Raw genomic sequence first — 22,615 nt, 5'->3', positions numbered from 1 at the left:
CCCGCGCGGGGAGGGGGGGACAATGGGACCACCACGAGGAGGTGGGCGCAGTGACCGGACCCCAGCCCGACCCGGCGGAGCACGTCGAGCGCGAGGTGAAGCTCGAGGCGGAGCTCGACGCGGTGCTGCCCGATCTCGCCGGTGTGGCGACGACCGGCGAGCGACGGGTCCACGACCTGGCCGCGACCTACCTCGACACCCCCGGGCTGGCCCTGCAGCGGGCGCGGACCACCCTGCGCCGACGCACCGGCGGCGACGACGCCGGCTGGCACCTCAAGCTGCCCCGCGAGGACGGCGCACGCACCGAGCGGCATGCGCCCCTCGGCCGCACCGCCGCCCGGGTGCCGCCCGAGCTGCGCGAGCTCGTCACCGAGGTCGTCGGGGCCGCACCGCTGCTCCCGGTCGCGACCCTGCTCACCCGCCGCGCCGAGACCGACCTGCTCGACGACTCCGGTCGGGTCGTCGCCGTGCTCTGCGACGACGTCGTGCTCACCGCACCGGCGGGCGAGGGCTGGCGAGAGCTGGAGGTCGAGCTGGCCCCCGGCGCCGACGCGGCAGTGCTCGAGCGCGCGGTCGCCGCGCTCGTCGGCGACGCCCGCACCGGCATCAGCCGTTCGACCCGGGCCTCCAAGGTCGCCCGGGCCCTCGGCCCGCTGCCCGACCCGCCACCGCCCCGCTCCCCCGCCTCCTCCGCCGCCGAGGTCCTGCTCGACTACCTGCGCGTGCAGGTCGGCGTCGTCCAGGCGCGGGAGGGCGGGGTGCGCACCCACGACCCCGACGCCGTGCACAAGACCCGCGTCGCGCTCCGACGCCTCCGCAGCACCCTGCGGGTCTACCGACGGCTGCTCGACCGGGAGGTCACCGACCCCCTGCGCGAGGAGATGCGCTGGTACGCCGGCGTGCTCGGCGAGGTCCGCGACATCGACGTGGTGCGCCAGCACCTTCGCGCCATGACCACGGCCCTGCCCGGACCACGACCGGAGGCGGTCCGGGCCCGCATCGAGAGCACCCTGGACGAGGCCCACGAGAGTGCGACCGAGCAGCTCGACGAGGCCCTCGGCTCCGAGCGCCTCGACCGGCTGGCCGAGCAGCTCGCCGACCTCGCCGTCACTCCGCCCTGGCGTGGCCGTGCCCGGCGCCGTGCCCGCGCGGTCCTCCCCCGCCTGGCGGGGCAGGCGGTGCGACGGGCCGAGCAGACGGCTGCCGAGGCCGCGGCGGCCACCGACGCGGACGACCAGCAGCGGCTCGTCCACGAAACCCGCAAGCGCGCCAAGGCCGCCCGCTACGCCCACGAGGCCCTCGTCCCCGCGTGGGGCGGACCCGCCGACGCGGCGGCCGCGGGCTGGGAGCGGGTGACCGAGCTCCTCGGCTCCACCCAGGACGGCGTCACCGCCGCCTCGTGGTTGGCGCGCACCCGCTCGGCCGCCGCGGCGGACGGGGAGGAGGTCGCCCCCTTCGACGTCCTCGCGGAGCGGGTCGCCCGGGAGGCGGCCGCCGCGCAGGACGCGGGCGGTGACGCGCTCGACGGGGCGCGCTCCGTGCCCCGCCTGCGCTGACGCCTACTGCTCGCCCTCGTCCGACCCGTCGTCGACGAGGTCGTCCTCGTCCTGCGGCCACGCCAGCGCGACGTCGAGCTTGATCGTCGTGAGCTCGCGGTCGGGGTCTCCGGGGTCGACGACGTGCACGAGGTGGGCCGCCCACTGCGCGTCGTCGTGGTGCGGGTGGTCGCGCCGCACGTGCCCGCCGCGGGTCTCCTCCCGCAGGTGGGCCGCGGTCGCGAGCGCCTGCCCGAGATGGAGCAGGTTGGTCGTCTCCCACGAGCGCGGGCCGGGCTCGGCCTCCTCGCTCGGGCGACCGGCGAGCTCGGCCAGCTCGGCCAGCGCCGCCCGGGTCGAGTCCTCGGAGCGCAGCGGCCCGACTCCCCTCGTCATCACCTGCTGCAGCTCGCGGCGGTGGCGGCTGTCGAGGATCCCGGTGCTGCCCGCACCCGTCGTCGTGACGAGCGGGAGCTCGCCGGCGCCGAGGCGCGCGGTGAGGTCCTCGGCGATGCGGTGGGCGAAGACGAGGCCCTCGAGCAGCGAGTTGCTCGCCAGCCGGTTGGCTCCGTGCACCCCGGTGCACGAGGCCTCGCCGCACGCGTAGAGGCCCGGCAGGTTGGTCCGGCCGCGCAGGTCCGTGCGGATGCCGCCGGAGGCGTAGTGCTGCGCCGGCGCGACGGGGATCGGCTGGGTAGCGGGGTCGATGCCGAGCTCTCGGCAGCGGGCGACGATCGTCGGGAAGCGCTGCTCGAGGAACCCGGCGCCGAGGTGCCGCGCGTCGAGGTACACGTGGTCGGTGCCCGTGGCCTCCATGCGCTCGAGGATCGCCCGGGCCACCACGTCGCGCGGCGCGAGGTCGGCCATCGGGTGCAGCCCGGTCATGAAGGCCTTGCCCTGCTCGTCGACGAGCACGGCGCCCTCGCCGCGCACCGCCTCGGAGACCAGCGGCTGCTGCCCGGTCGCCCCCTCGCCCAGGTGCATGACGGTCGGGTGGAACTGCACGAACTCGAGGTCCGCGAGCGCGGCACCGGCGCGCAGGGCAGCGGCCATGCCGTCGCCGGTGGCGACGGGAGGGTTGGTCGTCGCGGAGTAGATCTGGCCGAGGCCGCCGGTCGCGAGCACCACGGCCCGGGCACGGGCGGCGCCCACCCCGTCGTCCTCACCCTCCCCGATGACGTGCACGGTGGCCCCGCCGACGGTTCCCTCCTCGTCGGTGAGCAGGTCGACGACGAGCGCGTGCTCGATGACCTCGATGCCGGGGTCGGCGCGCACCGCCTCGAGCTGCGCGATGAGCGCCCGCGAGATCTCGGCGCCGGTGGCGTCGCCGCCGGCGTGGGCGATGCGGTCGCGGTGGTGGCCCCCTTCGCGAGTGAGGGTGATCTCGCCGTCGGCCCCGCGGTCGAAGCGCGCACCGAGGCCGATGAGCTCACGCACCCGGGCGGGACCCTCGGTGACGAGGACCTCGACCGCCGTCTCGTCGCAGAGGCCGACGCCCGCGACGAGGGTGTCGTCGAGGTGCTCCTGGGCTGAGTCCTCGGGGGCCAGTGCGGCGGCGATCCCGCCCTGCGCCCACTGGGTCGACCCCTCGGACAGCCGCGTCTTGGTCACGAGGAGCACGCGGTCGACGTGCTCGCGCAGCCGCAGGGCGCAGGTGAGCCCGGCGATGCCCGAGCCGACGACGAGGACGTCTGCCTCGGCGGCCCACCCGGGCGCCGGGGAGGTCAGGAACCTCGGCAGGACGACCGGCGCGGGGTCACGCACCGACGGAGCCACCGCCCGGGTGCTCTCGGTGGGTGACCGCCGAGGTCTTCAGGCCGAAGCCGTCGGGCACGTCGCCCGCGTCGTGGTACTGCTCGACGATCCGGTTGTCCCCGTCGACGAAGACGACATTGGGCTCGAAGGTCCGCGCCTCGTCGTCGTCCATCGCGGCGTAGGCGATGATGATGACGAGGTCGCCGGGCGAGACGAGCCGCGCGGCCGCGCCGTTGATGCAGACGATGCCGCTGCCCCGCTCGCCCTCGATGGCGTAGGTGGTCAGGCGGTTGCCGTTGTCGATGTCGACGACGTCGACCTGCTGGCCGGGGAGCATGCCCGCGGCGTCCATGAGGTCCATGTCGATCGTCAACGACCCGACGTAGTGCAGGTCGGCCTGGGTGACGGTGGCCCGGTGGATCTTGCTGTGGAGCATGAAGCGCTGCACGAGGATGTCCTTCGTCCGATGCGGATGACCGCCGGACAGTCTCTCAGACCGCTGGCCCCGCCCCGATGTGACGCCGCTCGCGGTCAGTCCGAGAAGACCTGCTGTGCGCCGCCCCCCGGCCCGACGAGCACCGGGGTGTTGTCGATGAGCCGGGTCGTGCCGACGCGCGCCGCGACGGCGAGCAGGGCCTCGCCCTTGTACCACTCGGGCACGTCCTCGAGCGTCGTCGGGTGGACGAGCACGAGGTAGTCGACGAGGGCGAGCGGCTCCTCGATGAGCACCTCGCGGGCAGCGCGCCGGATGGCGGACGGCCCCTCGGCGGCGCGGGCGGCACCGGCCCACAGGGCGCGGGAGAGCGTCAGCGCGGTCTCCCGGTCGCTCGGTGAGAGGTAGGTGTTGCGGCTGCTCATCGCGAGCCCGTCCTCCTCGCGGACGGTCGGCACGGCGACGACCTGCGCGGGGAAGTCGATGTCGCGCACCATGCGACGGATGAGGAGCAGCTGCTGCGCGTCCTTCTGCCCGTAGTAGAAGAGGTCGCCGGCGGTCAGGTGCATGAGCTTGGCGACGACGGTGAGCATCCCGTCGAAGTGGCCCGGGCGCGACTGCCCCTCGAGGACGTCACCGAGCGGCCCGGCGGAGATGCGCACGCCCGGGTCGCCGTCGGGGTAGACGACGTCGGGCGTCGGCGCGAAGACGACGTCGACGCCCTCGCGTGTGCAGATCGCGAGGTCGTCGTCGAAGGTCCGCGGGTAGCGCGAGAGGTCCTCCTTGGGCCCGAACTGCAAGGGGTTGAGGAAGATCGTGACGAGCACGTGGCGGGCGCGCTCGCGGGCGGTGCGGATGAGCCGGGCGTGGCCCTCGTGGAGGGCACCCATCGTCATGACGACGGCGACGTCACCGTCGGTGAGCTCCGCGCGGGCGGCGGCCAGCTCGTCGCGGCTGCGGGCGACGACGGGGGCGGTGGTCATCGGGTCTCCTCGTCGAGGACGGTCAGGACGGCGCGGGCGGCGTCCGGGCGCAGGCGTCCGGCGCGCTCGGCCCGCAGGGCGGTGGCGCGCGCCTGCGCGAGGTACGCCGGTCGGAGGTCCTCCGCGAGTCCGGCGAGCTCGTCCAGGTGCGCGGCCACCGTACCGGCATCGCCGCGGGCGACCGGACCGGTGAGTGCGGCGTCACCCGAGGAGAGCGCATTGTCCAGGCTGGCCTGCAGGAGCGGGCGCAGCACCCGGTCGGCGGGCTCGATGCCGGCCGAGCGCAGGATCTCCATCGCCTGGGCGACGAGGGTGACCATGTGGTTGCTGCCGTGGGCGAGGGCCGCGTGGTACCGCCCTCGGGCCTCCTCGGCGACCCACACGGGCTCTCCGCCCATCTCGACGACGAGCGCCTCTGCGACCGGACGCAGCGCCTGCGGCGTCGTGATCCCGAAGCAGCACTCGGACAGCCGCGCCAGGTCCAGGCTGGTCCCGGTGAAGGTCATGGCCGGGTGGATGGCCATCGGCAGCAGGTCCGCGGCCACGGGGGCGAAGGGAGCCAGACCGTGCCGGCCGGAGGTGTGGGCCACGAGCTGGCCCGGTCGCCACGTGCCGGTCGCGTGCAGCCCGGCGACGAGATCGGTCAGGGCGTCGTCGGGCACGGCGAGCAGCACCAGCTGGGCGGCCTCGACGACCTGGGGCACGGGGGCGACGGGGACGCCGGGGAGCAGCATCTCGGCGCGCTCGACGGACTCCTCCGAGACCGCGGAGACCGCGACGACCTCGTGGCCGGCGGCGCGCAGCGCGGCGCCGAGGACCGCGCCGACCCGGCCTGCGCCGACGACCCCGATCCGCAGGGTCGGGCGGGAGGGTGCACGGGGGTGCTCGGGACTGCTCACCGGCCCGACGCTACCCGGGCGCGGGTCGCCCCCTTCGCACGTCCCTAGGGTTGACCCATGGACCGGACGTGGGAGCAGGCGTGGGCGCACGCCCTGTACGGCGAAGGGGGCTTCTACCGTCGCCCCGAGGGCCCGGCGGGGCACTTCGGCACGTCGGCGCAGGGACCGGCGGCTGATGTCCTCGCCGCGGCGCTGCTCGAGCTGGCGCGACGCGAGTCGCTCACGACGATCGTCGACCTCGCCTGCGGCCGGGGCGAGCTGCTGGGCGCCCTTGCGGCACAGGCCGACCCGACGACCACCCTCGTCGGTGTCGACGTCGTCCCGCGCCCTGCCGACCTGCCCGGCCGCGTCGGCTGGGTCGTCTCCCCCGGCGGCGCCGACCTGCCCGACCTCGGCTGCCCCGGCGACGCCCTCGTCCTCGCGCACGAGTGGCTCGACGTCGTCCCGTGCCCGGTGGCGCGCGCGGACGAGCGCGGTGAGCTGCGGGTCCTGCACGTCGATGCCGGGGGTCTCGAGAGCACTGGTGGGCCGCTTCCTCCGGCCGACGCGGACTGGGTCGAGCGCTGGTGGCCCGGCCCGCACCCGCCCGGCACCCGCGTCGAGGTCGGGCGCACCCGCGACGAGGCCCATGCCTCGCTCGTGGCGCAGGTGCGCACGGGCCTCGTCGTCGCCGTCGACTACGGGCACCTGCGCGGGCAGCGACCGCCGGTCGGCAGCCTCCTCGGCTACGCGGACGGCGCGCTCTGCGCCCCCGTGCCCGACGGGTCCTGCGACCTCACCGCGCACGTCGCGATGGACTCGCTCGGCGCCGACGAGGTCCGGACCCAGCGCGAGGTGCTGCGCGGGCTCGGGGTCGACGGCACGCGACCGCCGCTCGAGCTGGCGCGCACCGACCCCGCCGGTTATCTCGCCGCCCTCGCCCGCGCCTCCCGGGCCGCAGCGCTCACGGGGGCGGGACCCGGCGACTTCCTGTGGGCGTTCACCCGGGTGGCACGCCGGACGTCCCCACCGACCGCGGCACCAGCACCTCGATGAGCGCGTCGGCGATCAGCTGGTGGCCGACGTCGGAGGGGTGCAGCGCGTCGATGTAGGCGCCCGTCGCGGGGTCGGCCCGTGGCAGGACGACGGACAGGTCGACGTAGCTCACGCCCGCGTGCCGGGTGCGGGCCCGCATCTGGGCCAGGTAGTCCGGCCACGACGGTCCGACGCTGCCGATCCCGGGGTTGAACCAGCCGACGAGCAGCACCGGCCCGTCGTACCCCTCATCGCGCACCTGCCCGAGCAGCTCGTCGAGGCTGCGGCCGAAGTCCCCCGGTGCGATCTCCGCCCGCCGGTCGTTGAACCCGAGCGGCACAAGCAGCAGGTCGGGGTCGAGCGAGACCGCGTCGGCCACGTACCCGGGGCTCTGGGTGATCGTGCGCACCGAGACCCCGGAGCGCGACGCGTCGAGCACGTGGACGCACCGGCCGCGGTCCCCGCGGAAGGGGGTGAGGTCGGTGACCGTCGCGGTGAGGTCGCTGCCGGCGGGCATCGCGTTGCGGACGGTGACCGTGTGCGTGCCCGGGGCGAGGTCGGGCGAGGACCACACGCGGCGCTCCCCCTGACCCGAGCCCCCAGCCCCCGCGGCGGAGTCGGTCGAGACGGCCACGCCGTTGAGCGGCACCCGGCCGTCGACGCTCACCTGCAGGGGTCCACCGCCCGCGGTCGTGCGGTAGCCGACGTCGAAGGAGTGCGCGTCCACCCGCCAGGAGATCTCCGCGCCCGGCTCGAGGATGAGCGCACGGCCGCCGGGACCCACGTCGCCGGCGGGCCGGGTCGGGCCCTGCACCTGCGGGTCCGGCAGGCTCGGCGCGCGGTAGTCCGCGGGGACGAGCGACGTCGTGCCGTGCCAGCCGCCTGGTGTCCTCGGGCAGGCCGGCGCGCCGGCCCGCTGGCGCAGCCGCGACTGGACCCGATCGCCCCACCGGCGCTCGAGCCGACCCTCGAGCCCGTACCCCTCGCTCACCGAGTCCCCGAGCACGACCAGGTTGGCCGCGGCGCCGTCGGACCCGCGGGCCGCCTCGTACCAGGGGTCGAGCACGCTGCGGTCACCGACGCTCGCTGTGCCGGTGAGGTGCGGACGGGGCTCGTCGCCGTCGTCGGTGCACCCGGACAGGCTCGTGGCGCCGAGCACGAGGGCCACCAACCCGGCGCGCACGGCCCTCGATCCCCGGGGTCGCCTCACCCGGCCATCGTGCCAAAGCGGCGGGACTCCCCTTCCCTGGCGCATACTGGCGGGCATGACGAGCGCCCCGGGGACCCGGACCCTCGACGTGGGGGTCGGCGACGGGTCGCTCGCGAGCGCGGACATGGTGCTCAACATCGGCCCCCAGCACCCCGCGACCCACGGCGTCCTGCGGCTGCGTGTCGTCCTCGACGGCGAGCGCATCGTCTCCGCGGACCCGGTCGTCGGCTACATGCACCGGGGCGCCGAAAAGCTCTTCGAGGTGCGCGACTACCGGCAGATCACCGTGCTCGCCAACCGGCACGACTGGCTCTCGGCCTTCGGCAACGAGCTCGGCGTGGTCCTCGGCGTGGAGGCCATGCTCGGCATGGAGGTCCCCGAGCGGGCGACGTGGGCGCGCACGCTCCTGGCGGAGCTCAACCGGGTGCTCAACCACCTGATGTTCCTCGGCTCCTACCCGCTCGAGCTGGGCGCGATCACGCCGATCTTCTACAGCTTCCGTGAGCGCGAGGAGATCCAGGCCGTCATGGAGGAGATCTCCGGCGGCCGCATGCACTTCATGTTCAACCGCGTCGGCGGCCTCAAGGAGGACCTGCCCGCCGGCTGGCTCGACCGGGTCGGCGCCGCGGTCGCCGCCGTGCGCGCCCGCATGCCGCAGCTGGAGAGCCTGATCTCCGGCAACGAGATCCTCGAGGGCCGGACGCGGGGCGTCGGGGTCCTCCCCCCTTCGCTCGCCGAGGCGTACGGCGTGTCCGGGCCGATCGCCCGGGCCAGCGGCGTCGACCTGGACCTGCGTCGCGATGCGCCGTACCTCGCGTACGGCGAGCTCTTCGGCGAAGGGGGTCCCGGCCGGGTCGTCACCCGCACCGCCGGCGACTCGCTCGCTCGCCTCGAGGTGCTGCTCGAGCAGACCCACGTCAGCCTCGACCTGGCCGACGCGTGCGTCGAACGGCTGCGGGCCCTGCCCCGGGGCCCGGTCAACCAGCGCCTGCCCAAGGTGCTCAAGGTCCCCGAGGGCGAGCGCTACACCGCCACGGAGAACCCGTTGGGGCTCAACGGCTACCACCTGGTTTCCCGCGGCGAGAAGACACCGTGGCGGCTGAAGCTGCGCTCCGCGTCCTTCAACAACGTGCAGGTGCTCCGGGAGCTGCTGCCCGGCTGCCTCGTCGCCGACATGGTCTCGGTGCTCGGCTCGATGTTCTTCGTGGTCGGGGACGTCGACAAGTGACCGGCCGGCAGGTGACCCGCGGGTAAGGAAACCTGACAAAAGGTTGTGAGGGCTCCCAGCGGCCGGTAAGTTGCGGGCGAAGGCGCCGTCGTCTCGGGGGGCGCGACACGACTCACAGGGGAAACCACACATGGCCAAGCGCCGCACCACACGTCTGTCCGCAGGGGCCGCTCTCGTCACGGGTCTGGGGATGATCGGCCTCGCCGCTGCCGTCCCGGCCCACGCCGACACGGACCTGGTCTACAGCTGCACGACGCCGATCGGCCCGCAGAGCTTTGACATCTCGCTCAGCGCCACCGACACCGACACCGCGACCGTCGGCGACACCGTCACGCTGACCCCCTCCGGCACGCTGACCCTCAACGAGGGCGTCTCCAACGCCATGGCCGGCGCACTCGGCTGGCACTACGTCGAGGGCGACGTCGACGACATCGAGGCGACCGTCTCCAACGGCAGCGACCAGGCGCCCGTGACGACCGACCTGTCGATCACCCGCACGCACATCTGGACCGGCACCTCGTGGGTCCAGGACTCCACCCCGGACCTGCCGATCACCGGCACCGGCGGCGAGGTCGTCGCCGACCAGGCAGGCACCTACACGGTCAGCGCACCGACCACCTTCAGCGCCACCTTCCGCGGCTACGACGCCGACCAGGTGCAGGTGGGCGAGGCGATCGACTCCACCTGCACCTATGTCTCCGGCGTCCGGGTCATCGACAGCATCAGCGTCTCCGACGAGCCGACCACCCCGCCGAGCACGACCTCCAGCACCACGACCTCGAGCACCTCCGAGCCGACGGCCGAGACCAACGACTGGTTCTCCGAGCCCAGCACCCTGCCCATCACCGAGGACGGCAAGCGCTTCACCGTCGCGGGCACCGCCGAGCAGGCCGGCACCGTCCAGGTCCTCCTGCTCGACGGCGACAAGCAGGTCCTGCGCACGATCACGTGGGAGGTCACGCGGGGCAGCAACACCCGCGACTTCGCCTTCGCCGAGGGCACGGACTACGTCCGCCTCGTCTCGCAGGACTGCGTCGACTCCGAGGGTCGCGACGAGTCCGTCGCCGGCGGTTGCAACGTCGAGTACTACGCCCCCTGGACCAACCCGGACTCCTCGACCACGGACGACGGTGAGACCCCGGCCGGTGGCCCCGAGACCCCGGGCGTCGTCCAGACCGACGGCTTCACCCGCGCCGAGGCCCCGACCAGCGACAGCACCGCCGCCGTCCTGCTCGGTGGGGCCCTCCTCGCCGGGGCCGGCGCCGGCACGGTCGTCCTGGCGCGCCGCCGCCTGAAGGCCCAGCACTGAGGCACGACGCCGACCACGGTCGGTGACCGACGGGTCGTCGGGCCGGGACCCATCCCGTCCGGCGGCCCGTCCGCCTGCCCGCCGAGGGAACTCACAGGCACCCCTCGGCGTTCCACCCCTCAGGGACACCGCCACCAGGCAGGAGGATCGTGTGACGACGCCACCGACGCGACGAGAGCGCGGGGAGAAGAAGCGCTACCAGCGCGGCACGTGGCTCCTGGCCGCCGCGGTCGCGCTCGTCATCGGCGGGGGCGTCGCCGGCGGCGCCTGGTGGACTCAGCGCGACGACGAGGCCGGGGTCTCGCTGCCGACGGGGACCTACGTGCCGCCGAGCGAGATCATGCCGAGCTCGAGCACGCCGAGCTCCAGCACGCCGAGCTCCTCACGCACGACCCGCCCCAAGCAGTCCTCGACCCCCGACCCCAGCCCCTCGGCTGCCCAACGCAGCGAGGGCACCGTCCCGGCCGCCGCGCCGGCTCCGGCGGGCGAGCCCACTCGGGTGCAGGTCCGCTCGGGCGGCACCTCGATCGTCGACGCCAGCCTCGTGGCGACCCGCCTCGATGCGCAGAAGGTGCTGGCTCCCCCCTTCGGCACCGCCGGCTGGTACGCCGAGCCGGGCTGGCCGAAGCCGGGCCACCGGGGAGCGAGCATCCTCGCCGGCCACATCAACCACGGCAACGAGCCCGATGTCTTCTGGAACCTGCCGCGCGTCAAGGTCGGGGACATCGTCACGGTGACGTACGGCGACGGCCGCACGGTGAAGTTCTCGATCACCCGCTCCGAGGCCATGACCAAGGAGGCCGTGCCCCGGGACGACTCCATCTGGGACTGGGACAACCCCGAGCCGGTGCTGCGCCTGATCACCTGCGACCCCGAGACGCCGCTGAACGGCGGCCACTACGAGGGCAACTGGGTCGTCTGGGCCGAGCAGGTCGTCAGCTGACGCCCGGTCGCTCCCGACCGTCGGGCGGCTCGTCCTCGTCGCCGCCGATGCGGCACCAGGACTGCACGAGCAGCCCCGCTGCCACGAGGGCGAGCGCTCCCGCGCCGCCGAGGGCCCACCACAGGGCGAGCTCGCCCCGTCCGGCGAAGTCGCGGTCCGGCAGCAGCACGAGGGCCTGACCGAGGTCGAGGCCGGCCATCACGGCACCCGTCAGGGAGCTGGCCTGCGCCAGGCCGAGGATCCGCGCGGCGACCACGGGCGCGACGTGGGTGCGTCCGTGACGCATCCGCCACATGCGCGCCCCGGCCGCGACGACCACCACGGCCATGCCGAGCAGGAGCACCCCCGCGAGCCAGCCGACCCGCAGCGGTGCGTTGCCGTCGGCGAGCCACCACCGGCCGACGGACCAGCTGAGCACCCCGGTGCCGACGACCACGGCGAGGACGGTCGGGAGGCGCAGGCCACGGCTCAGCACCCGGTCTCCCGGATGTCGGCGGTGTCGATCCCGGCGAGCAGCTCGGTGACGGGCACGACCCGCTCCCCCACCCTCAGCACCGCGTCCGGGTCGACCCGGCTCCACGGCTGCAGCACGAAGCCGCGCTCGTGGGCCCGCGGGTGCGGCAGCGTGAGCGTCGGGTCGTCGCTGACGACGTCGTCACCGCGCGCCGGGTCGCCGTACTGGACCAGGTCGAGGTCGAGCGTGCGCGCCCCCCAGCGGACCTCGCGCACGCGACCGTGGCGGGCCTCGACCGCGTGCAGCCGCTCGAGCAGGGTGCGGGGGTCGAGCGCCGTCGTGCCGACGAGCACGGTGTTGGTGTAGCGCGGCTGGTCGGGTCCGCCGACCGGGTCCGTCGTGACGAAGGGGGCCCGACGCACCGTGCGCACGGCGTCGCCGAGGTCGTCGACCGCGGCCTGCAGCGTGGCCGCCGCGTCCCCGAGGTTGGCGCCGAGGGCGATGACCACGGGCACCGCTCGGGTGCGGGTCACGCTCACCGCGACGTCGCCGAAGGGCACGCCGACCGGCGCCGACGGCTTGTGCACGGTGACCTCCACGGAGCGGACGCCGGGGCGGGCGAGGGCGTCGCCGGCGATCTGCTCGGCGAGGCTCTCGATGAGGTCGAGCGAGGGGCCCTCGATGCGGGCGACGACGTCGGCGCCGACCTCCGCGTAGTTGATCGTCAGCGCGAGGTCGTCGGTGCGGCCTGCGGGGGCGAGGTCGACGTGGAGCACGACGTCGACGACGAACTCCTGCCCGTCGCGCTTCTCGTCGGCGAGCACGCCGTGGAACCCGCGGGCGCGCACGCCGAGCAGGCTGATCCGGTCGCTCACGCGAGCTCGCCCAGGGCGGTCACGACGTCGATGGCGTCGACGGTGGCCGCGACGTCGTGGACGCGCACGCACCAGACGCCGGCGCGGGCGGCGCGGGCGCTCGTGGCGGCGGTGACGACGTCCCGGGCGTCGAGGGGACGCGCATCGCCCGGCGCGCGCCCGACGGAGCCGAGGAAGCCCTTGCGGGAGGTGCCGAGCAGCACGGGGTGGCCGAGGTCGACGACCCGCTCGAGGCCCGCGAGCAGCTGCCAGTTGTGCTCGGCGGTCTTGGCGAAACCGATACCGGGGTCGAGGATCAGCTGCTCTCGGGTCGCCCCGGCCGCCAGCAGGGTGTCGACGCGCGCGACGAGCTCGGTGCACACCTCCCCGACGACGTCGTCGTACTGCGCCCGCGTCTGCATGTCGTGGGCGTGGCCCCGCCAGTGCATGACGACGAAGGGAGCCCCGCTCGCCGCGACGAGGTCGGGCATCGTCGGGTCGGCCAGCCCGCCGCTCACGTCGTTGATGATCGCCCCGCCCGCCTCGAGGGAGGCGGCGGCCACGGAGGCGCGCATGGTGTCGACGGAGACGGCGACTCCGGCGTCCGCCAGCGCGGCGACCACGGGGACGACGCGCCGCAGCTCCTCCGCCTCGGAGGGTCGCTCGGCGCCGGGGCGGGTGGACTCCCCGCCGACGTCGACGATCTGCGCGCCGGCGGCGACCAGCTCGCGCCCGTGGGCGATCGCCGCGTCGGTCTCGATCCACCGTCCGCCGTCGCTGAAGCTGTCGGGCGTGACGTTGACGATCCCCATGACGACCGGCCCGGGCCGCTGCGCCCCGGCCGCGAGCTGCTCGAGGACGACGTGGGTCACCGAGCGGCCCCGGTGAGCAGGGCCATGGCCTCCGCGCGGGTCGTCGGGTCGCGCAGCTGTCCCCGAACGGCGGAGGTGATCGTCTTGGCGCCGGGCTTGCGGACCCCGCGCATCGACATGCACAGGTGCTCGGCCTCGATGACGACGATGACCCCGGCGACGTCGAGGTGCGTGACGAGGGCGTCGGCGACCTGGCTCGTGAGCCGCTCCTGCACCTGCGGCCGCTTGGCGAAGATGTCGACGAGGCGCGCCAGCTTGGACAGCCCGGTCACCTGACCGCCGTGCCCCGGGACATAGCCGACGTGGGCGAGCCCGTGGAAGGGCACGAGGTGGTGCTCGCACGTCGAGTACAGCTCGATGTCCCGGACGATGACCAGCTCGTCGTGGTCGATGTCGAAGGTCGTCGCGAGCAGGTCCTCGGGCGACTGGCGCAGCCCGGCGAAGACCTCGGCGTAGGAGCGGGCCACGCGAGCGGGGGTGTCCACGAGCCCGTCGCGGTCGGGGTCCTCCCCGACCGCGAGCAGGATCTCGCGCACGGCGGCCTCGATGCGGGCCAGGTCGACGTCGCCCATGGTTCAGTGGCGCCCGTCGCCGTCGACGGTCCCGCCCGGCGGCACCTCGCGGACCTCGGTCGGCGGGTGCTCCTGCGGGTAGATCGTCGCGCCCTCCTCGGCGGCCCGGTCGATCGCCTCGGTCACGTCGGGGTCGGTCGCCGGGGCGGAGCCGGCGGCACGGGCGTGCTCGCTCTCGCGGGAGCGCATCGCGGCCTGCTCGGCGGGGGTGAGCACCGGCGGGATGTCGGAGATCGTGCGGTGCTCGCTGCTCAGCCACGTCGGGCGCACGGGCCGCTTGCGCACGTCGGTGAAGATCGTCGCGAGCTCCTTGGCGTTGAGCGTCTCGTGCTCGAGCAGGTCGAGGACGAGGCGGTCGAGCACGTCGCGGTTGTCGTTGAGGGCGTGCCACGCCTCGTCGTGGGCGGCCTCGATGAAGCGGCGCACCTCCTCGTCGACGATCGTCGCGACGTTCTCGGAGTAGTCGCGCTGGTGGCCCATGTCGCGGCCGAGGAAGACCTCGCCCTGGGACTGGCCGAGCTTGACCGCACCGACGCGCTCGCTCATGCCGAACTCGGTGACCATCTTGCGGGCCATGCCCGTGGCCTTCTCGATGTCGTTGGCCGCACCGGTGGAGGGATCGTGGAAGATCATCTCCTCCGCGACGCGGCCACCGAGGGCGTACGCCAGCTGGTCGAGGATCTCGTTGCGCGTCGTCGAGTACTTGTCGTCGAGCGGCATGACCATCGTGTAGCCGAGGGCCCGCCCGCGCGGCAGGATCGTGATCTTGGTGACCGGGTCGGTGTGGTTCATCGCCGCAGCGACGAGGGCGTGACCACCTTCGTGGTACGCGGTGATCTTGCGCTCCTGCGCGCTCATGATGCGCGTGCGCTTCTGCGGGCCGGCGATGACGCGGTCGATGGCCTCGTCGAGGATCGCGTCGTCGATGAACTGCTTGTCCGTGCGGGCCGTGAGCAGCGCGGCCTCGTTGAGGACGTTGGCCAGGTCGGCGCCGGTCATGCCGGGGGTGCGCCGGGCGACGGCGAGCAGGTCGACCCCGGGGGCCATCGGCTTGCCGGCCGAGTGCACCTCGAGGATGCGGTGGCGGCCGATCATGTCGGGGTTCTCGACGGCGATCTGGCGGTCGAAGCGGCCCGGACGCAGGAGCGCCGGGTCGAGGATGTCGGGCCGGTTGGTCGCCGCGATGAGGATGACATTGGTCTTGACGTCGAAGCCGTCCATCTCGACGAGCAGCTGGTTGAGCGTCTGCTCGCGCTCGTCGTGGCCGCCGCCCAGGCCGGCGCCGCGGTGGCGGCCGACGGCGTCGATCTCGTCGACGAAGACGATGGCCGGCGAGTTGGCCTTGGCCTGCTCGAAGAGGTCACGCACGCGGCTGGCGCCGACGCCGACGAACATCTCGACGAAGTCCGAGCCGGAGATGGAGTAGAAGGGCACGCCGGCCTCGCCGGCGACGGCCCGCGCGAGCAGGGTCTTGCCGGTACCGGGCTGGCCGTAGAGCAGCACGCCCTTGGGGATCTTGGCGCCGACGGCGAGGAACTTGCTCGGGTCGCGGAGGAACTCGACGATCTCGTGGAGCTCCTCGACGGCCTCGTCCGCGCCGGCCACGTCGGCGAAGGTCACCTTGGGGGTGTCCTTGCTGGCGAGCTTCGCCTTGGACTTGCCGAACTGCATGACCTTGGAGCCGCCACCCTGGGCCTGGCTGATGATGAACCAGAAGAGACCGACGAGGAGGAGCAGCGGCAGGATCGAGAAGAGCAGGCTCTGCCACACGCTCGGCTGCTCGACGGTGTCGTTCTGCACGCCCTCGACGTTGTCGTCGACGAGCTTGAGGATCTGGTCGGCGCGGGCGTCGATGAACTCGGTCTCGACCTTCTCCGCGTCCTTGACCGTGTCGCCGTCGCTGTAGGTCTGCCCGTCCTTGAGGTCGAGCTGCAGCAGGTTGTCGGTCGTGAAGTGGGCGTCCTTGACCTTGCCGTCGGTGACGAGCTTTTCCGCGGCGGAGGTGTCGACGCGCGCGTACTCGTTGTTGCTCCGGTTGAGGAACATCAGCCCGAAGACCAGCACGAGCAGCAGCCCCCAGAAGGCGGGGGAACGGAAGAATTTCTTGGCGTTCATACGGGTACGGGGGCTTCCCGGACTTCCTGACTCGACGACGTGGCGGCCACCGGCACGGCCGGGGGATCAGGACGAAACTACCCGAACCCCGTGCCCTCCCGGCTCAGTGGCCAACGAGCACCTGCACCGCGGTGTTCCCGGGTCAGGAGTAGACGTGCGGCGCGAGGGTCGCGACGTCCCGCAGGTTGCGGTAGCCCTCGGCGTAGTCGAGGCCGTAGCCGACGACGAACTCGTTGGCGATGTCGAAGCCGACCCAGCGGGTGTCGATCTCGACCTTGGCCGCCTCGGGCTTGCGCAGGAGGGTGAGGATCTCGACCGACGCGGGCGAGCGGGAGCCGAGGTTGGCCCGGATCCACGACAGGGTGAGGCCGGAGTCGATGATGTCCTCGACGATCAGGACGTGCTTGTCCGTGATGTCGGTGTCGAGGTCCTTGAGGATCCGCACGACGCCGGAGGACTTGGTGCCGGAGCCGTAGGAGCTCACCGCCATCCAGTCCATCGGCGCGGAGCCGGGCAGGTGGCGCATGAAGTCGGCCATGACCATGACCGCTCCCTTGAGGACGCCGACGAGCAGCACGTCCTTGCCGCGGTAGTACTCCCAGACCTCGGCGGCGAGCTCCGCCAGCCGTGCCTGGATCTGCTCCTCGGTGATGAGCACCTCGACGAGGTCGTCCTTGATGTCCTGGGAGTCCACAGCTCTCCTTCGCAAGCGGTCCGGGCCGCTCTCATTGTCCACCAGTCGCACGCCCGATGTGCACCCGGCCGTCGGCCCGACGCACCCGCAGGTCGCCGGGCAGGTGGAGCGGCCCCTGACCGTGCCAGTCCACGAGCAGCCGGTCGCACTCGGCGACGTGCTGGGCGGTGAGCGCCCCGGCGGGCGCGCCGGCCCGCACGAGCAGTCGTCGCCACACGCGCGAGCGAAGGGCGGGGGCCAGCTCCGTCAGGTCGGTCACCGGCAGGCCGGCCGGGTCGTCGTCGGGCACGGCCCGCCCGGCGAGGTCGTCGAGGAGGTCGGCGTCGTCACGCAGCAGGTCGGCGCTGCGCGTCAGGGCCTCGGCGAGGCCGGGGCCGAGGTCCGCCTCGAGCGCGGCGAGCGCCTCGCGGGCGCGCACCCGCGTGAAGGCGCGGTCGGCGTTCATCGGGTCCTCCCACGGCACGAGTCCCCATGCCGCGCAGGCCTGCTCGGTCGTCGTGCGCGGGAGGTGGAGGAGCGGCCGGACGAAGGGGACCCCCTCCCGGACCACGAGCGGCGCCATGCCGGCCAGCGAGCGGGCGCCGGAGCCACGGGCGAGCCCGAGCAGGACCTGCTCGGCCTGGTCGTCGCGGGTGTGCCCGAGCAGGACCACGACCGCGGGGTGCTCCTCCCCCATCGCCGCAGCGGTGTCGGCCAGGGCGGCGTACCGGGCCTCGCGGGCCGCGGCCTCGAGCCCGCCACCCGAGGAGGTGACGACGGCCTGGACGATCGCGACCGGGGCCAGCCCGAGGTCGCCGCACTGCTGGGCCGCGAGGAGGGCGGTGTCGGCGGAGCCGGCCTGCAGCCCGTGGTCGACGACGATCGCGCCGACGGTGACGTCGTGGGCCGGGCCCTCGGCGGCGAGCGCGCCGGCGAGCGCGAGGGAGTCGGTCCCCCCGCTCACCGCGGCGAGCGCCAGCGAGCCCGGGGGCAACCCCTCGAGGACGGCGCGGACCCCCCTTCGGCAGTCCGCCTGCGCGGGGTGGCCGGCGCCCACCTCAGCCGTGCACCCGACGCACCCACGTGGTCGGGTCGGTGATCTCGCGGGCGGTCGGCAGCGTCTCGGGCGAGGTCCAGACCGCGTTGAACCCGTCGACGCCGACGACCTCCTGGACGGTGCGCACGAAGGTCGCGCCGTCGCGGTACTGGCGCATCTTGGCCTCGAGGCCGAGGAGGCGGCGCAGCAGGCGGTCGACCGCCCCGGCGCCCTTGCGGCGCTGGCTGAACCGGGCGCGGATCTCCGCCACGCTCGGGACGTGGGCCGGCCCGACGTCGTCCATGACGACGTCGGCGTGGCCCTCGAGCAGCGACATGACGGCGGTGACCTCGGCGAGGCGCTCGCGCTGCTCGGGGGTGATGACGAGCTCGGCGAGCCCCTGCCCCTCGCCGCTGAAGACCTTGGGCAGCTGGCTGGTCACCTGCTCGAAGCGCGAGCGCAGCGCCTCCGAGTCGGGCATGAGCTCGGTCGCGAGCCCCTGCGCGCTGGTGATGAGGTGCTCGCGCAGCCACGGGACGGCGGTGAACTGCACGCGGTGGGTCTCCTCGTGGAGGCAGACCCACAGGCGGAAGTCGCGGGGCTTCACCGCCAGCTCGCGCTCGGTCGTCACGATGTTGGGCGCGACGAGCAGGAGGGCCGGGGTGCCGCCCGGCGCGATGTCGTACTGGCCGAGCACCTTGGTCGAGAGGAAGGCGAGCATGCCGCCGGTCTCGGCGCCGGTGAGCTTGGAGCCGACCGCCTGGGCCGGTCCCCACGGCTCCCGGTCGCGGCGTCTGGCCGCGGCCTCCAGCGCGGGGGTGAGCATCGCGGCCATCGAGTCGGCGTTGACCTCGATCCAGGTGGGGCGGTCCACGACGAGCGGCGCGGGGGCGTCCCCCGGCGCGTGCATCCGCGACGTCGCCGCGACCGGGGCGACGGCCGCGTCGGCGTGCTCGTGGATCTCACCGACGATTTCGGCGGCCTCGTCATGGCTGACGTCAGGGCCGGGCGGCACGAGCCGGGCACCGGCGGTCTTGGCGAACTTCCAGTCGACGTATTGCGTCACGCGCTCATCCTCACAGTCCGGGGCCCGTCAGCGACAGCCGCAGGCGGTGATGTCGGCGACCACGCGGTCCAACGCGGCCCGCGCGCCGAGGGTGCCCGTCGTCGACGGGACCCGGTCGGCGACGACCACATAGGTGAGCAGCCGGCCCTCGGCGGTCGTCGTCGTGCCCGCGAGCGCCGAGGTGCCCGTGAGCGTGCCGGTCTTGGCGCGGGCGACGCCGGCGGCCGAGCGGGTGTCGTCGGTGTGGAAGCGGTCGTGCAGGGTCCCCGTGAGGCCCGCGACCGGCAGCTCGGAGAGGACCTGGGTCATCGTCGTGGCCGACCCGGTGATCCCCAGCTGCATGACGTCGGAGATGACGCGGGCCGGGACGACCTGGCCGGAGGAGAGCCCGCAGCTGTCCTTGAGCCTCACCCCCGTGAGGTCGACGCCGGCGCCCTCGAGGGTCGACTGCACCCAGCCGGCGACCTGCGCGAAGGAGGCGCCGGCGCCGTCGGCGACGGCGGTCTGGCGGGCGACGTTCTCGGTGAGGGCGTTGTCGCTGTCGTCGAGCGCGAGCGCGAGCACGTCGCCGAGCGGCGCGGAGTCGACCGCGCCGAGCGCCTCGGCGCCCTGGGGCGCGGGCCGGCGCCAGGTGCTCGCCGAGTCGTCGACGGAGACCTTGACCCCTTCGGCCTTGAGCGCCTTGGCGAAGGCGGTGAGCACCGAGCGCTCCGGGTATCGCGGTGAGGCACGGAAGGGGATCGGGCGCTCCCCCGCCAGCCCGATCATCGTCACGCCCTGCGTGTAGCCGGCGGCGACGTCGGCCATGTCCCAGGTCGGTGCGTAGCGCTCGCCGGCCGCGTACGTGGCGTCGAGGCGAAGGGTGTGGCGCTGCGCCCCCTTCGTCCCGAGCGAGGCGGCCACCTCCTCGGCGAGGTCGGCCAGACCCGCCCGGCCCTCGACCTGGGTCGGGTCGCCGTGGCCGGGCGCGAGCATCGTGTCGCCCGAGGCCACGAGGACGAGCTCGTCGCCCTCGCCCTGCACGACCTCGGTCGTCATGACGCGGCTGAGGTCGGCGCGCTCGGCGACCGCTGCGGCCGTGAGCAGCTTGGCCGTCGAGGCCGGGGTCTGCGCCCGGTCCTCGCCGCGGGCCAGCAGCACCTCGTCGGTGAGGGCGTCGCGCACGACGATGCCGACGCGGGAGCCGAGGGCCTGGTCCTCGAGGTCGGACCGCAGGGCCGTGGCCAGCCCACCCTCGGTGGGGGCGGGCGCCTCGGTGGAGGCGGGGGGCAGGACGGGGTCGACGTCGACCGGCTCGGGGGCCTGCTGCGACACCGGCTCGTCGATCGTGAGGACACCGGGCACCCGGTCGTAGGCATCGGCGGCGCCGTACCCGACGACGAGTGCTGCGACGGAGGTCACGGCGATCAGAGTGCGTCGCACGCGCGGCCCCCTGCGGTGTTGTGGCTGTGGTGGTGGAACACTGGGGCCGAGAATAGTTCACCCATCACGGACAAGAGGTACACCTGTGGAGTTCGACGTCACCATCGAGATCCCGAAGGGCCAGAAGAACAAGTACGAGGTCGACCACGAGACCGGTCGCATCCGCCTCGACCGCATGCTCTTCACCTCCATGGCCTACCCGAGCGACTACGGGTACATCGAGGACAGCCTCGGCGAGGACGGCGACCCGCTCGACGCGCTCGTGCTCCTCGACGAGCCGACCTGGCCCGGCTGCCTCGTGCGCGCCCGGCCGATCGGCATGTTCCACATGCGGGACGAGGCCGGTGGCGACGACAAGATCCTGTGCATCCCGGCGGGCGACCCGCGCAAGGAGCACATCAAGGACCTCGAGGACATCAGCGAGTTCGACCGTCTCGAGATCCAGCACTTCTTCGAGACCTACAAGGACCTCGAGCCCGGCAAGTCCGTCGAGGGCGCCCACTGGGCCGGCCGCGACGAGGCCGAGACGACGATCCTCGAGGCCATCGAGCGCGCCAAGGCCGCCGGCATGACCACCGCCCGGTGGACCATGCCCAGCTCGGGCCACGTCCCGGCGCAGGACATGGGTCACTCCGAGGAGGACATCAAGGCCGCCGCCGCCAAGGCGCGCGAGGAGCTGGCGACGAAGGAGAACCCGCTCAGCGACGAGGGCTGAGCTCGCGAGCCAACCCGGCGCGGCCCTGCCGCATCATCCACGCGTGGTTGGCGCGCAGCACCGCAGGCGCGAGGGTCGCCGCCCGGGACCACCGGGCGGCGACCCTCACGTCTTGCTCGAACAGCGCCCGGCTGCCGCCCGGGGCGGTGTCGACCGACCACCTCGCCCACCCGACGAGGTCACCGTCGAGGCGGACGCGCAGGCGCCCCCCTTCGTGGTCCTCGGTCTCGCGCAGCAGGAGCAGGTGGAGCGTCAGGGGCAGGAGGCTGCGGATCACCGCGCGCCCGGAGCCGTCGCCGAGCGGCTCGACGGATCTGACCTGGGGCCACCACCGCGAGTAGTGCTCCACGTCGGCGAGGGCCTCGACCACGTCGCCCGGGGGGCCCGGCAGCTCCCAGACGTGCCGGAAGACGAATCGCGGTGAGGTCACGCAGCCATCCTGCCCGCCCGCGGGTTAGCGTGCAGTCGTGCGCTACTACTCCCGTGACGGACTGACCTTCGACGTCGACGACTCCGGCCCCGAGGGCGCCGATCTCGTCGTCCTGCTGCACGGCTGGCCGCAGGACCGCACCTCGTGGCACGCCGTGACGCCGCGCCTGACGGCCGCCGGGCTGCGGGTCATCGCCCCCGACCTGCGCGGCTACTCCCCCGGCGCACGCCCGGGCAACCACCTCGACTACGAGCTCACCGAGATGGTCGACGACGTCGTCGCCCTGCTCGACGAGGTCGGCTGCGAGCGCGCGCACGTCGTCGGGCACGACTGGGGCGGGGCGCTGGCCTGGGCCGTCGCCGCGCGGGCGCCCGAGCGGGTCGAGACGCTCACGGTCCTCTCCACCCCGAACGGGGGCGGGATGGCGCACGGGTTCCGCCACGGTGACCAGGCCAAGCACAGCCTGTACATGGCCGGCTTCGCGCTGCCGGTCATCCCGGTCGTGTTCTTCCGGCTCTTCGGCCAGCAGGTCCTCGAGAAGATCGGGATGCCCCGCGAGCGCGCCGCGTACGACGCCAAGCGACTCAAGACCCCGGGCGCGGCCGAGGGCACCTTCGCCTGGTACCGGGCCGCCCTCTCCCCCACCCTCATGTGGCGCAAGCGCAGGGCGAAGGGGGGCCCCCGCCCCAGCGCGCACCGTCGCGTCATCCCGACCGCGTACGTGTGGGGACGCAAGGACGCGGCCTTCGCCGACGCGTCGACCTCCTACACCGCCGAGCAGGTCCGTCGCCGCGCCGGCGACCGGCCGGAGCTGGCGATCACCCGCGAGCTCGACGCCGGGCACTGGCTCATGGAGACCCATCCAGACGTCGTCGCCGACGTCGTCCTGGAGCTCATCGCCACAGCCGGCGAGGTCCCGGCCGACTCGATTACGCCGCCCGGCCGCTGATCCGTATACTCGTGCCTCGCGTCCACGGGCGCACGCCGCCTTAGCTCAGTCGGCTAGAGCGTCTCACTCGTAATGAGAAGGTCGTCGGTTCGATTCCGACAGGCGGCTCCACGCAAGGCCCCCGAGAAATCGGGGGTCTTCGTCATTC

22 protein-coding genes and 1 tRNA gene are annotated in these 22,615 nt (G+C 73.8%); 8 read left to right on the top strand and 15 right to left on the bottom strand.

Annotated elements, in window-relative coordinates:
* Positions 1-50 precede the first annotated feature (50 nt).
* The gene (locus JT1_RS00345) at positions 51-1,556 is read left to right on the top strand and encodes a CYTH and CHAD domain-containing protein (protein WP_068321265.1); all 1,506 of its coding nucleotides are present in this window, start codon (positions 51-53) and stop codon (positions 1,554-1,556) included.
* A gap of 3 nt (positions 1,557-1,559) precedes the next feature.
* Here JT1_RS00345 and JT1_RS00340 read toward each other — a convergent pair whose 3' ends face one another.
* From JT1_RS00340 to JT1_RS00325, 4 genes are all read right to left on the bottom strand, one after another.
* Positions 1,560-3,299 (bottom strand): L-aspartate oxidase, encoded by a 1,740-nt coding sequence (locus JT1_RS00340; RefSeq protein WP_218005541.1) that lies wholly within the window; start codon positions 3,297-3,299, stop codon positions 1,560-1,562.
* Positions 3,292-3,738, bottom strand: a complete 447-nt coding sequence (gene panD, locus JT1_RS00335) for an aspartate 1-decarboxylase (RefSeq protein ID WP_068321262.1) — start codon at positions 3,736-3,738, stop codon at positions 3,292-3,294. The genes JT1_RS00340 and panD overlap by 8 nt, the downstream gene beginning before the upstream one ends.
* Before the next feature lie 83 nt (positions 3,739-3,821).
* Positions 3,822-4,706 (bottom strand): pantoate--beta-alanine ligase, encoded by an 885-nt coding sequence (gene panC / locus JT1_RS00330; RefSeq protein WP_068321259.1) that lies wholly within the window; start codon positions 4,704-4,706, stop codon positions 3,822-3,824.
* Positions 4,703-5,605 (bottom strand): Rossmann-like and DUF2520 domain-containing protein, encoded by a 903-nt coding sequence (locus tag JT1_RS00325; RefSeq protein WP_068321255.1) that lies wholly within the window; start codon positions 5,603-5,605, stop codon positions 4,703-4,705. The genes panC and JT1_RS00325 overlap by 4 nt, the downstream gene beginning before the upstream one ends.
* A 57-nt stretch (positions 5,606-5,662) precedes the next feature.
* On the opposite strand from JT1_RS00325, the gene JT1_RS00320 reads away from it, so the two are divergent.
* Complete coding sequence (locus JT1_RS00320; protein WP_068321252.1) at positions 5,663-6,640, top strand: SAM-dependent methyltransferase; 978 nt, start codon at positions 5,663-5,665, stop codon at positions 6,638-6,640.
* On the opposite strand, the gene JT1_RS00315 is transcribed toward JT1_RS00320, so the two are convergent.
* Positions 6,585-7,829, bottom strand: coding sequence for an SGNH/GDSL hydrolase family protein (locus JT1_RS00315; RefSeq protein ID WP_169701778.1), 1,245 nt, complete (start codon positions 7,827-7,829; stop codon positions 6,585-6,587). The two genes, JT1_RS00320 and JT1_RS00315, sit on opposite strands and share 56 nt — an antisense overlap.
* 55 nt (positions 7,830-7,884) lie before the next feature.
* Here JT1_RS00315 and JT1_RS00310 point away from each other — a divergent pair, with 55 nt between their 5' ends.
* From JT1_RS00310 to JT1_RS00300, 3 genes are all read left to right on the top strand, one after another.
* On the top strand, positions 7,885-9,057 hold the full coding sequence (locus JT1_RS00310; protein WP_068321246.1) for an NADH-quinone oxidoreductase subunit D: 1,173 nt from the start codon (positions 7,885-7,887) through the stop codon (positions 9,055-9,057).
* A gap of 130 nt (positions 9,058-9,187) precedes the next feature.
* The gene (locus JT1_RS00305) at positions 9,188-10,366 is read left to right on the top strand and encodes a DUF6801 domain-containing protein (protein WP_068321243.1); all 1,179 of its coding nucleotides are present in this window, start codon (positions 9,188-9,190) and stop codon (positions 10,364-10,366) included.
* Positions 10,367-10,517: 151 nt separating this feature from the next.
* Positions 10,518-11,309 (top strand): class F sortase, encoded by a 792-nt coding sequence (locus tag JT1_RS00300; RefSeq protein ID WP_068321238.1) that lies wholly within the window; start codon positions 10,518-10,520, stop codon positions 11,307-11,309.
* Here the strand turns inward: JT1_RS00300 and JT1_RS00295 are convergent.
* From JT1_RS00295 to dacB, 9 genes are all read right to left on the bottom strand, one after another.
* Positions 11,302-11,784 (bottom strand): DUF3180 domain-containing protein, encoded by a 483-nt coding sequence (locus JT1_RS00295; RefSeq protein WP_068321235.1) that lies wholly within the window; start codon positions 11,782-11,784, stop codon positions 11,302-11,304. The genes JT1_RS00300 and JT1_RS00295 overlap by 8 nt on opposite strands.
* Entirely contained in the window at positions 11,778-12,638 is an 861-nt protein-coding gene (gene folK, locus JT1_RS00290) for a 2-amino-4-hydroxy-6-hydroxymethyldihydropteridine diphosphokinase (protein ID WP_068321232.1), read from the bottom strand. Before folK ends, JT1_RS00295 begins: the two co-directional genes overlap by 7 nt.
* On the bottom strand, positions 12,635-13,489 hold the full coding sequence (gene folP, locus JT1_RS00285) for a dihydropteroate synthase (protein ID WP_255218214.1): 855 nt from the start codon (positions 13,487-13,489) through the stop codon (positions 12,635-12,637). The genes folK and folP overlap by 4 nt, the downstream gene beginning before the upstream one ends.
* Positions 13,486-14,061: a GTP cyclohydrolase I FolE gene (gene folE, locus JT1_RS00280; protein WP_068321230.1), complete on the bottom strand. Its 576-nt coding sequence runs from the start codon at positions 14,059-14,061 to the stop codon at positions 13,486-13,488. The genes folP and folE overlap by 4 nt, the downstream gene beginning before the upstream one ends.
* Before the next feature lie 3 nt (positions 14,062-14,064).
* Positions 14,065-16,176: an ATP-dependent zinc metalloprotease FtsH gene (ftsH, locus tag JT1_RS00275; RefSeq protein ID WP_068321227.1), complete on the bottom strand. Its 2,112-nt coding sequence runs from the start codon at positions 16,174-16,176 to the stop codon at positions 14,065-14,067.
* A 142-nt stretch (positions 16,177-16,318) separates the two neighbouring features.
* Positions 16,319-16,870 carry a hypoxanthine phosphoribosyltransferase gene (hpt, locus tag JT1_RS00270; RefSeq protein WP_068321224.1) on the bottom strand — a complete coding sequence of 184 codons (552 nt, stop codon included), beginning with the start codon at positions 16,868-16,870 and terminating at the stop codon, positions 16,319-16,321.
* A gap of 31 nt (positions 16,871-16,901) precedes the next feature.
* Complete coding sequence (gene tilS / locus JT1_RS00265; RefSeq protein WP_068321221.1) at positions 16,902-17,906, bottom strand: tRNA lysidine(34) synthetase TilS; 1,005 nt, start codon at positions 17,904-17,906, stop codon at positions 16,902-16,904.
* Between the two features lies 1 nt (position 17,907).
* Positions 17,908-18,951 (bottom strand): zinc-dependent metalloprotease, encoded by a 1,044-nt coding sequence (locus JT1_RS00260; RefSeq protein WP_068321219.1) that lies wholly within the window; start codon positions 18,949-18,951, stop codon positions 17,908-17,910.
* Between the two features lie 27 nt (positions 18,952-18,978).
* A complete protein-coding gene (dacB, locus tag JT1_RS00255; RefSeq protein ID WP_068321216.1) occupies positions 18,979-20,373 on the bottom strand; it encodes a D-alanyl-D-alanine carboxypeptidase/D-alanyl-D-alanine endopeptidase in 1,395 nt (464 codons plus the stop codon).
* 85 nt (positions 20,374-20,458) lie between these two features.
* Between dacB and JT1_RS00250 the strand changes: the two genes are divergently transcribed.
* Positions 20,459-21,088: an inorganic diphosphatase gene (locus JT1_RS00250; RefSeq protein WP_068321213.1), complete on the top strand. Its 630-nt coding sequence runs from the start codon at positions 20,459-20,461 to the stop codon at positions 21,086-21,088.
* Here JT1_RS00250 and JT1_RS00245 read toward each other — a convergent pair.
* The gene (locus JT1_RS00245; protein WP_068321210.1) at positions 21,072-21,518 is read right to left on the bottom strand and encodes an SRPBCC family protein; all 447 of its coding nucleotides are present in this window, start codon (positions 21,516-21,518) and stop codon (positions 21,072-21,074) included. The genes JT1_RS00250 and JT1_RS00245 overlap by 17 nt on opposite strands.
* A 37-nt stretch (positions 21,519-21,555) precedes the next feature.
* Here JT1_RS00245 and JT1_RS00240 point away from each other — a divergent pair, with 37 nt between their 5' ends.
* Together JT1_RS00240 and JT1_RS00235 are read left to right on the top strand one after the other, a co-directional pair.
* A complete protein-coding gene (locus JT1_RS00240) occupies positions 21,556-22,467 on the top strand; it encodes an alpha/beta fold hydrolase (RefSeq protein ID WP_068321206.1) in 912 nt (303 codons plus the stop codon).
* Between the two features lie 34 nt (positions 22,468-22,501).
* Positions 22,502-22,578, top strand: a tRNA-Thr gene (locus JT1_RS00235).
* The last annotated feature ends 37 nt before the right edge of the window (positions 22,579-22,615 follow it).

It is taken from the genome of Janibacter terrae NBRC 107853, assembly GCF_001591405.1.
GTDB classification, from domain to species: Bacteria; Actinomycetota; Actinomycetes; order Actinomycetales; family Dermatophilaceae; genus Janibacter; species Janibacter terrae.
The sequence above is the reverse complement of the archived record's forward strand: the minus strand, read 5'-3'. Positions and strand labels throughout refer to the sequence as shown.

Excerpts from the sequence above, each read along its gene's own strand:
- JT1_RS00305 (WP_068321243.1), top strand. The coding sequence starts at position 9,188 with ATGGCCAAGCGCCGCACCACACGTCTGTCCGCAGGGGCCGCTCTCGTC.
- folE (WP_068321230.1), bottom strand. The coding sequence starts at position 14,061 with ATGGGCGACGTCGACCTGGCCCGCATCGAGGCCGCCGTGCGCGAGATC.
- ftsH (WP_068321227.1), bottom strand. The coding sequence starts at position 16,176 with ATGAACGCCAAGAAATTCTTCCGTTCCCCCGCCTTCTGGGGGCTGCTG.
- JT1_RS00310 (WP_068321246.1), top strand. The coding sequence starts at position 7,885 with ATGACGAGCGCCCCGGGGACCCGGACCCTCGACGTGGGGGTCGGCGAC.
- JT1_RS00320 (WP_068321252.1), top strand. The coding sequence starts at position 5,663 with ATGGACCGGACGTGGGAGCAGGCGTGGGCGCACGCCCTGTACGGCGAA.
- panC (WP_068321259.1), bottom strand. The coding sequence starts at position 4,706 with ATGACCACCGCCCCCGTCGTCGCCCGCAGCCGCGACGAGCTGGCCGCC.